The organism is Turicimonas muris, assembly GCF_002221595.1.
Classification (GTDB): Bacteria; Pseudomonadota; Gammaproteobacteria; order Burkholderiales; family Burkholderiaceae_F; genus Turicimonas; species Turicimonas muris.
Map to the genome: position 1 here is coordinate 20,581 of NZ_NHMP01000016.1, position 9,299 is coordinate 29,879.

Here is a 9,299-nt window from a genome sequence, read left to right on the forward strand (position 1 = left end):
TGTGTTTTTAAAAACAGTACATTATAAAGAGTTAGCAGGCTGATTTTTAAGTGGGAAGCAATTTCCTACAACTTGAAACGAGACCATTTTGGAGAGGAAGAGGAGATCCTCTCTAGGACAATTTCCAATATCTTTTACTTCGGAAGCCGTATACCTTTAACAAGGTATGGATGAAGAAAGAGATGAAATTTAGAACTTATTTGATGGCTGTCCTGCTTGTCTCAGTGACAATACCGTGCTTTGTCATGTCCGGACTTCAGTACAAGATGGCAAGCGAAGATATCGCTAAAGAGGAAAGAGTCCAGCAACAGTTGTCCGAAAGTACGGGAAAAGAGCTGTTGTCTCGGATTCAAATTGCGCAGCATCTTCTTCTGACTGCTTCCGAGTTCGTAAAAATTGAAGGCTTAAAAGATTCCGAGCGCATCAATAAATTTCTTGAAAGCTTGCGGGAAAACTTTCCCGACTTCTTAAACATCCATATAGATAATGCTTCTGGCTTTTCCGTTTCATTTTCTCCGGAGAGAAATCCGCACGGAGAAAGTAATATCGGCGTAGATCACACAGGAAGGGACCATTGGCTCAACCGAACGACAGAAAACAGAGTTCAAGTTTCGGGTCTTGTTAACGCTCAGGGAGCTGCAACAGGCAACATCATCAATCTTTCAACGCCTATTGCTCAGTATAAAAGAATTATTGGTTATGCGGTTGCTGCTGTAAATCTAAAAAAGCTGGCCGAGCAGGTTCTTCCTCAATCTTCTCCAGAAAGATACGAAATTGCGATTGCGGATGGATCAGGCAAAATTATTTTTTCTACCTCTAGACATTTTCCGATTCCTGAAATATTTCCTCCAGCAGCAATTGAGAAAGTAAAGGAGGACGGGACTGCCTGGGTGTCTTTGAATTTTGGAAAAGACAAAGAAGAGTTTTTCAGAAGTTATTTATCGTCCGTACCAGAGGCGGGGTGGATAGTTGCAGTTTTGAGCTCTCAAAAGGAGAGAGAGGAACTTATCTGGAAAATTGCTTTATCAAATGGTTTGGCATGGCTTTCGATTCTTCTTTTGACGATAATCGCTTCCATTTTTGTAAGTTCACCTTTAGTCAATTCCATCAGCAAACTTTCTTCGCAAATAGCGGCCGGCCGTTCTCGTCCTTTGAAGGGTGAGGTTGTGACAATTCCAAAAGAGCTGCGTATGCTTCAGCATAAGTTCTCATCGGTCTCTTCGCAGCTCAACCATGCAAATACAGAGCTTTTTGAACTTAACTCCAAACTTCAGGATGAAGTAGAAAAACAGGTTAAGAAGGTCACTGAAAGGGAAGGAGTCATGACTGCGGTATTTACTGGGCTTTCGGAGGGCTTGGTTTTACTCGATGAAAACGATGTTCTCCGATTTGCCAACGAGGCCTCCGTGAATATTTTCGGCAATGAATTAGCCGGGAAGTCTTTGGATATGCTGTTTGAGGAAAAGACGGTTCAAAAGCTTAAAGCTGGGGGAACGTTGCCGGTCATCTGTCCTTTGGAAAACAGCAAAGTCCTGTCATTACGCCTTTTTTCCTTAGTAGACTCAGAATACTTAAAGAAGGCTCTCTTTATCCGTGACGTAACCTCAGAGGAACAGCTCAACAAATTAAAAGAAGATTTAATTGGAGTGGTGGCTCATGAACTTAAATCTCCTCTTTCTGCAATTCGGCTGGAAGCAGAGGAGATTCGCCGAATGTCGGGGCTGGATGAGGTAAAAGAAAAGGCCGATGAACTTCTCCGCGACAGCGACAGCATGAAAAAGCTTATTGAGAGTTGGCTTGATGTTTCTCGGATGGAAGCAGGTGCTTATCAAATACATAAGGAGCTCTGTATGCTGGCTCCTTTAGTACGGAAGGCGCTCAGGATTACGCGGGCAAACGGTGATTTTGACTTTAATGTGGACATCCATGAAGACGCCAAAATTATTTGGGTTGACCGCGATGCATTCGTTCAGATTTTGACAAACCTAATTTCTAACGCCGTGCGTTATGGTCATCCGGAGAGAAAACCTGTAATTTCGCTGGAAGCTCATAAAGAAGATAACAATCTTATTCTCACTTTTACGGACAATGGTGTGGGAATAGAGCCATCGAAAATTAATAAGGTATTTGAAAAGTTTTACCAAGTAGAAATGAACTCAAAACGTAAACCCGGCGGGACCGGTCTAGGTCTGGTCATCGTGAAAGGACTAATTGAACTTCATCAGGGAAGCATTAAGATCCAAAGTGAAGTAGGGAGAGGTACCGTTTTTATTATTATTCTTCCGTTACCGGAGGCCTCATGAAAATCCATCCTTTGATTTTAGTTATCGATGACGAAAGCAAAATCAGACGTTTCGTCTGTCAATCTTTGGAAAGAGAGGGCTTTGATGTTGCTTCTGCCGGGGACGGGGAAGAAGCGCTAGAAGTTTTTGAAGCACTTTCAGAAAAGCCGGACTTGGTTATTGTGGATTACATGATGCCGGAAATGGATGGTCTGGATTTTTTAGAGGAATTCAGGAAGTCAGCTTCTACGCCGGTTATTTTTCTTTCAGCGCGCTCGGAGACCTCTGTCAAAACTAAAGCATTGGAAGCCGGCGCCGATGACTACGTTGTTAAGCCGTTTTCTGTTGAAGAATTAACTGCCCGTGTTAAAGCAGTTCTTAGAAGAGTCGGTTCTCAAACAGATTCCACTGTTACTCAGGATCTCATCAATGGTCCTTTAAAGATGAACATCGGCAGGAGAAAGTTTTATTTCAACGATAAGGAGATCAATCTTCCCGATATTGAGTTTAGGTTAATGACTGTCTTAATGAAAAAGCCGGGAATTGTATTTACACATGAGGACCTGCTCCGGCAAGTATGGGGAGCCGAGTTTATCGGAGAAACCAATTACTTGAGGGTTTCTTTTGCGAGGATAAGAAAGAAACTGCGTGCAGCAGGCCTGGAAGAGCCTTTGATTTCTTCTTACTCGGGAATCGGCTACTACATGGAAGACTATTCGGAGTAGCTTTATAGCACTTTTGTAATCTTTTTGATTTTTCTTTAGCGGTGGTGTTTTGATTTCTTCTTAAGATTTACTTAACCCTTCTAAGTAATCCAAGGAGAACCACATGACACAAGTTAAGTCATCTAGAAGAAATTTTCTAAAGGCATCTGCCTCTTTGGTGGCTGTCGCCGCACCTTTTTCTGCTTATGCCGCAGAAAAACCGAAATATGATGAAGAAGTTGACGTAATTGTCGTAGGCTCCGGCGTTTCCGGAACGATCGCCGCAATTGCCGCTGCTGAAAAAGGCTCTAAAGTTTTGCTTATTGATAAGATGAGCCGTTTGGGCGGAACATCCAGAATCAGCGGTCTGAACTTTGCTTGCGTAGGTTCTCCTCTTCAAAAAGAAAAAGGTGTCCAAGACACTCCGGAAAAGCTCGCTTCCGACATGTACAAAGTCTCCGGCAACATGGGAGACTATGAAAAAGCATTAGAAATGGCCAAAAATACTGCCAGAGCTGAAAAGTTCATGACAGAAAGAGGAGTTAAATGGGACGGCCGTCTTCTTAAACTTGGGGGTCACAGCGAGCCTAGAGTTCTGGTCTCTATCGGAGACGGCGCCGGGTTGCTGAATGCGTTGTGGACCCACATGAAAACTCTTAAGAATCTTGAGACCGGACTTCATACGAAAGCCGATGAAATTATTCTTGATAAGGATGGAAAAGTCGAAGGCTTAGAAGTCAGACAAGATTACTATTTCGATACTCCCGAAACTGACGACCTTCAGAACAAGACCGGCACTAAGAAGCTAATCAGAGCAAAGCAGGGCGTAATCTTTGCAACCGGCGGATATTCCCGCGATAAGGTCTTTAGATCCATTGAAGTGCCGTTCTTGGCAGGCGTTGCTACAACAACTAACCCCGGGGCGACCTCGGGTGCTCTTAAAACTATGGTGAGGGCAGGCGCCCAACCGATGCATTTGTCACTCTTTAGATTTGCATATCCGCTACCCACAGAAGACATGATTTGGGGCGTCATCGTGGATCCTGCAACAGGGAAACGTTTCATGAGTGAGGGCGCAACTCGTAATGCATTGGCTCAAACCGTTCTCTTAAGAAGAATGCAAAACGGAGATAAGAAGCCGTTCATTATTTATGACGAAAAATCCCTGGCTAAGTTCCATAATCTTAACCGAGTTCAGAGGAGCTTGAACGGTCTTAACGGTATTGACGGAACAATGACGAAGTTCAATTCCGTGGAAGAGGCCGCCAAAGCTTTTGGAGCTGACCCGGCAATTGTAAAGAACACCGTAGATGCTTATAACCAAGCAATCAAAGAAGGCAAGGACCCGGAATTCAATAAACCTCTCGAAAGATCCGGACGTAAGGTCGAACCGCTTGATTTCTCTGCTGGAGTTTATGCAATGCCTGTAAATCCTCGTCTTAACTACACTCCGGGCGGGATTAGAACAGATTTGAAAGCCCGTGCTCTTTCAATGGAAACAGGAAAACCGATTGAAGGACTGTTTGTAGTCGGAGAAGCTTCCGGAGGCCTGCATGGACAGGAAAGAATGACCGGATGCTCTATGCCGGAATGTGCCGTATTTGGTTTGATTGCGGGCGAAACCGTTGCTGACAGACCGAAACAATAAGGAGAAAGAAATGAAAAAAATATTTTTAGCTGCTGCCGTTCTTATGAGTTTCGGAGTGACATCAGTCTCAGCGCAGATGCCGAGCATGAGCAAACACAGTGCTCGCGGAGTGCAATGCACAGTATGTCATCAAGGCAAAGAATTTAAGCCGGTTCCGACATCTCAATGTGTTACTTGTCACAATCAGGATGCTTTGGCAAGTAAAACTGATCGGCTTAACTTCATTTCCAAGATGAAGAATCCGAAGACCGGAGAAGTAAAAGAGCACAAGGCTTTAATTAATCCTCACCACAGTTACCACTTCGGCAAAACCGAAGACTGTTCTGATTGCCATAGAGAGCACCGTGCTTCTGTTAATGACTGCGGAACTTGCCATGATGTAAAGGCATGGGGAATGAAAGATCCTAAATAAGAGGATTTGGAAAGTCTAAAGTCATGTGCTGTTAGACACAAAAAAGCAGTTCCTAGCTATAGAAGTTGGGAACTGTATTTTTTGCTTGGTACCTAACTCTGAAGAATGGCGTTCGTTTATCCAGAAAGAGGAGCCTCTATACTTTAGGATTCCGTGACAAGATTTAATTAAGGGGGGAGTGTGACTCGTCCTTTTAAAGGATGTGAATAAGGACGCTCTCTGAAGCTTGGAGATAGGATAATTAAGATTTGCGGCAGTAATAAGAAAGAACCTAAATTAAAACTGCCAAAAGAGCGTCCTCTCTCGGCAGTTTCTTTTAAGTACTAATCTGAAAAATTAGAACTTGTGGACTAAGCCCATACCGATGGCGTATCCATTGTGAACCAAATCAGCTTCTGCTGCAGTGTGTGTCTTCCAGAGCTTGCCACCGTGAGTGTAACCAGCGTAACCATAAGCATATGTGCGTTTGCTGAGCGGGTAGTTGTAGCCAGCGTTGATGCTCCAACCGTTGTACTTATCTTCGCCGGAGATCTTTGTTTCATCCTTACCGAATACAAACTTTGTACCTAACTTAGCTGTACCACCGAAAGCAGGAATTGCTGTGCTCAAACCGAAAGCATTCTGTTTGTATTCATCGGAACTCCAAGCATATTGGTAGATACCAGACACGGTTGCAATACCGAAGTTATAGTTAGCACCAGCTGTGATGGAGTAGGCTGGTTCTGTGTATTCAGCGTCACCTTTAGCATCTGTTGCTTCAAAGATAACAGAACCGTCGAGAGCGCCGACTGTTGTCTTAATGCCTAAGCCATAGTAGTGGTGATTTCCAGACCATTTTGCATTATCATTAGACATGCCGTTGGAATACATGGCATGCAAAGTTGTTCCGCCGAAGGCTGGAGAAACATAAGAAATAGCATTGTTGATACGGTTATTTCCTTTGCCGTATTTTGTCCAGGAGCCTGTTTCTTCATAAGAAGTGCCGAACTGCCAACCGGTAAGAATGGTTTGGGTGCCTGCACCAGAGGCAAGAGAACCGAAACGACCAAAGCTCAATGTACCGAAACCGCCTTGTACAAAGAGTCTGCTTTCTCTTGTGAATGTACCTGTGCCGTTTGCTGTTGTACCATCGTCAAGATGGTAGCCTTGTTCGAGTTGGAAACCAACGGAATAACCATTGCCGAGGTCTTCAACGCCTTTCAAGCCCCAACGGGAACCAGAATCAAAACTAGATTTGGCTTGAACCTTTGTATCGGCTTTCTTCGCCTTGCTAACGACGACACCGCCGTCAAGAACACCGTAGAGAGTAACGTTGGACGCTGCAAATGCAACGGAAGATGCACCTAAAACAGCTAAAGCGATAAGTGATTTTTTCATTTGTAAAAACTCCAATTGAAGTTGAAAACTTGCAGAAAGTTCAAATTCCTGGCAAGAATTAATCTGCGATGTAATTTTGGGACAAGTGTGTCCTTCAGGCAACTAAAAATGTTGTTTTTTGCATAAAAACAACAAAAAATCGAAGAAAAGTAGTGTTTTTATGTAGTTTTGATGCAACAACTATGAACTTTCAGCTTTTTGGTTCTCAGTAGCTTCGTTGCTTTCAAGCAAAAGATCAGCCCATTTTTGCATGACCTCTCTTCTTTCTTCTAATAAGTCGCTTCTTTGGTAAGCTGAAACAACTTCATTTCCGGTAGAGTGCATCAATGATTTCTCTGCAACTATTTCGTTAACGCCGTTTTGTGTGCACCAATCTCTAAAAGTAGAGCGCATTCCATGCATCGTGCAATCTAACTTTAGCCCGTCCTTCAACAATTTTCTCGGTGTTTCCCTTCTTATTGGTTGTAAATGATCCTTTGTGAATACAAAGTTACTTTTAGATTCCTTCTTTAGTAATTTCAGCATATTAACAAGTTGTCTACTTAAAGGAACCCTGAAGACTTCGTTTTTTCCGTCCTTTCTTCTCGATGGAGGGCAATTCCAGATCTTTTGTTGAAAATCAATCTCGCTCCATTGGATCTGAGTGAATTCAACACTTCTAGTAGCAGTTAAGATTCCGAATAAAAGGCACTTGTAGCCAATAAACTGATTTTTCGTTAGAAAAGGAATATTGTCCCGAAGTTCTTGTAGCGTTAGAGCCTTGAAGTGCGTCTTTGTTTTGCATTTTTCTGGCGGAGGGAGGTACATCTCAAGGTTTGCTTTCCAAATTGCAGGATTTTTTCCATGGTATTTCCCTTCGTTAATAGCATAGGAGAAGATTTTTTCTAAACGACCTCTTAATCTAGAGGCTGTCATTGTCTTATTTGTCCAGATTGGTTTCAGAATTTCCAGGATATCTTGGCGAGTAATTTCTTCGACCAATTTTTCCCCAATCTTTGGGAAGGCATATGTCGTTATAGAAGAGGTCCAAGAGGATTTTTGAGCAACAGTTTTCCACAGTTTCACGGAAGCTAAAGTTTCAATGGTCTCTAGAGCGAATTCTGAAAATTTTGGAGTTTGGTTTGTTGATAAATCCAAATTTTTGGGACTTGCTATATTCAATAGACTTCTAAATAAATGAACTTGCTGTTTAGCATCTGCCATGGTTATTTTTCTAAGGCTTCCGATATTGCAATCTTTTTGATTTCCTTCTTGATCAACATAGCGAAAAAAATAAGTTCTGTATTTTCCATTGCCCCGAACGCGTAAATAGAAATTCCTTTCTAATCTGTAAACACCGTCGGTCAAAGAATAAAGCTGTGACTTAGTGTATTGGCCGATCTTCGAATGTGACATTAATACCTCCAATTTGAACTTCGGGTTGAGGCTCAGACGTTAAAAATTTCCCCAAACCCAATTGGAAGTTTGAAAGAGTTGCCAGGAATTTGAACTTTCTGCAAGTTTTTCACTTCAATTGGAGTATTTACAAATGAAAAAATCACTTATCGCTTTGGCTGTAATGGGTGCATCTTCCGTTGCATTTGCAGCTTCTAACGTTACTCTTTACGGTGTAGTTGATGCTGGTGCTGTTGTTTCCAAAGTAAAACACAACACAACAAAAGTTCAGATGAAGAGCGGCTTTGATTCAGGTTCTCGCTGGGGGTTAAAAGGTGTTGAGGAACTCGGTAACGGATATTCCGTAGGTTTCCAACTTGAACAGGGTTTTGATGTCGACACAGGTAGCAACACTGCCTCAAACTCTGAAGGAAAGACATTCGGTCGTGAATCTCGCCTTTTTGTTTCTGGCAACTTCGGTCAGCTTGGATTTGGCCGTTTTGGCTCTCTCGGTAGCGGAGCAGGTTCCTACACAATTCTCCAAGGTTGGGCTTTTGGAACTTCTTACGAAGACCAAGGCTCCTGGACTAGTTTCGCAAAATCTAACAGCCGTGTAAATAACGCAATTGCCTACGTTTCTCCATCTTTTGGCGGATTCACTGTACACGCTATGTATTCTAACGGTACAGTTGACGATGCAAACAAATGGTCAGAAAACCGCCACTACTATGGTTTAGGTTTGAAGTATGCTGGAGAAGCAGCTAATGCAAGCTTGATTTTCGAAGCCTTAGATGGAAAAGGCACTGGCGGTAAAAAGAAAGTAGGAGACGCATATAACTCCTATCTGAAGACATTAGGCCTTGATCTTTTTGAAGGAACGGAATTGGATGCCCTCAATGAGACAAAAGCTGAATTCAAAGATCGTAAGACAGCTTACAACATTACCGCTGGCGGTTCTTACAATTTTGGCGTTGCCACAGCAATGGGTATTTACCAATATGCTTGGGAATCTGATATGTACTCTCAACACGCCTTTGGTTTGAGTGCAACAGCTCCATTGGCTGGCGGTACAGCCAAATTAGGTGCTCGTTTCCTTCTCGGAGAACTTGATGGCACAATGAAAGACGCAGCTAAGCGCGCAAACTTAGACACTAAGTACAGAGCTTGGAACATTGATGCCGGGTATACTTATCCGCTCAGCAAGCGCACTTATGTCTACGGTTTTGCTGGATACAGTGATGGTAGCAAACTGTATGCCAACGTTGAAAATGGAAAATACAACGGTTGGTCTGTCGGTACAGGCTTAGTCCACAAGTTCTAATTTTTTAAATTAGTTCCTAAAACAAACGGATGGGAGAGGACGCTTTCTCGTCCGTTTTTGTGTGCTCGGCATGAGTGCAATCTAAAGGGTGAAAGTCCCGAGCTCGCCCGCTAGTGGGAAGAGCTAGCGAATCTGCAAGGTGTGTGCAGTGATGTACAGGCTGAAAGAAGCAGATAGCAAA

At 43.0% G+C, this 9,299-nt stretch carries 7 protein-coding genes; 5 read left to right on the forward strand and 2 right to left on the reverse strand.

Going from position 1 to position 9,299, the window contains the following annotated elements; translation table 11 throughout:
• Window positions 1–182: 182 nt before the first annotated feature.
• From ADH67_RS12995 to ADH67_RS13010, 4 genes are all read left to right on the forward strand, one after another.
• The gene (locus tag ADH67_RS12995; RefSeq protein ID WP_158212650.1) at window positions 183–2,303 is read left to right on the forward strand and encodes an ATP-binding protein; all 2,121 of its coding nucleotides are present in this window, start codon (window positions 183–185) and stop codon (window positions 2,301–2,303) included.
• Window positions 2,300–3,007, forward strand: a complete 708-nt coding sequence (locus tag ADH67_RS13000; protein WP_066593536.1) for a response regulator transcription factor — start codon at window positions 2,300–2,302, stop codon at window positions 3,005–3,007. The genes ADH67_RS12995 and ADH67_RS13000 overlap by 4 nt, the downstream gene beginning before the upstream one ends.
• 103 nt (window positions 3,008–3,110) lie before the next feature.
• Window positions 3,111–4,634: an FAD-dependent oxidoreductase gene (locus ADH67_RS13005; protein WP_066593533.1), complete on the forward strand. Its 1,524-nt coding sequence runs from the start codon at window positions 3,111–3,113 to the stop codon at window positions 4,632–4,634.
• A gap of 10 nt (window positions 4,635–4,644) precedes the next feature.
• Window positions 4,645–5,046 carry a cytochrome c3 family protein gene (locus tag ADH67_RS13010; protein ID WP_066593530.1) on the forward strand — a complete coding sequence of 134 codons (402 nt, stop codon included), beginning with the start codon at window positions 4,645–4,647 and terminating at the stop codon, window positions 5,044–5,046.
• 336 nt (window positions 5,047–5,382) lie between these two features.
• On the opposite strand, the gene ADH67_RS13015 is transcribed toward ADH67_RS13010, so the two are convergent.
• Window positions 5,383–6,423, reverse strand: coding sequence for a porin (locus ADH67_RS13015; protein ID WP_066593527.1), 1,041 nt, complete (start codon window positions 6,421–6,423; stop codon window positions 5,383–5,385).
• Window positions 6,424–6,603: 180 nt separating this feature from the next.
• The gene (locus ADH67_RS13020; protein WP_066593524.1) at window positions 6,604–7,818 is read right to left on the reverse strand and encodes a tyrosine-type recombinase/integrase; all 1,215 of its coding nucleotides are present in this window, start codon (window positions 7,816–7,818) and stop codon (window positions 6,604–6,606) included.
• A gap of 133 nt (window positions 7,819–7,951) precedes the next feature.
• Here ADH67_RS13020 and ADH67_RS13025 point away from each other — a divergent pair, with 133 nt between their 5' ends.
• Window positions 7,952–9,118 (forward strand): porin, encoded by a 1,167-nt coding sequence (locus ADH67_RS13025; RefSeq protein WP_066593522.1) that lies wholly within the window; start codon window positions 7,952–7,954, stop codon window positions 9,116–9,118.
• Window positions 9,119–9,299: the final 181 nt, after the last annotated feature.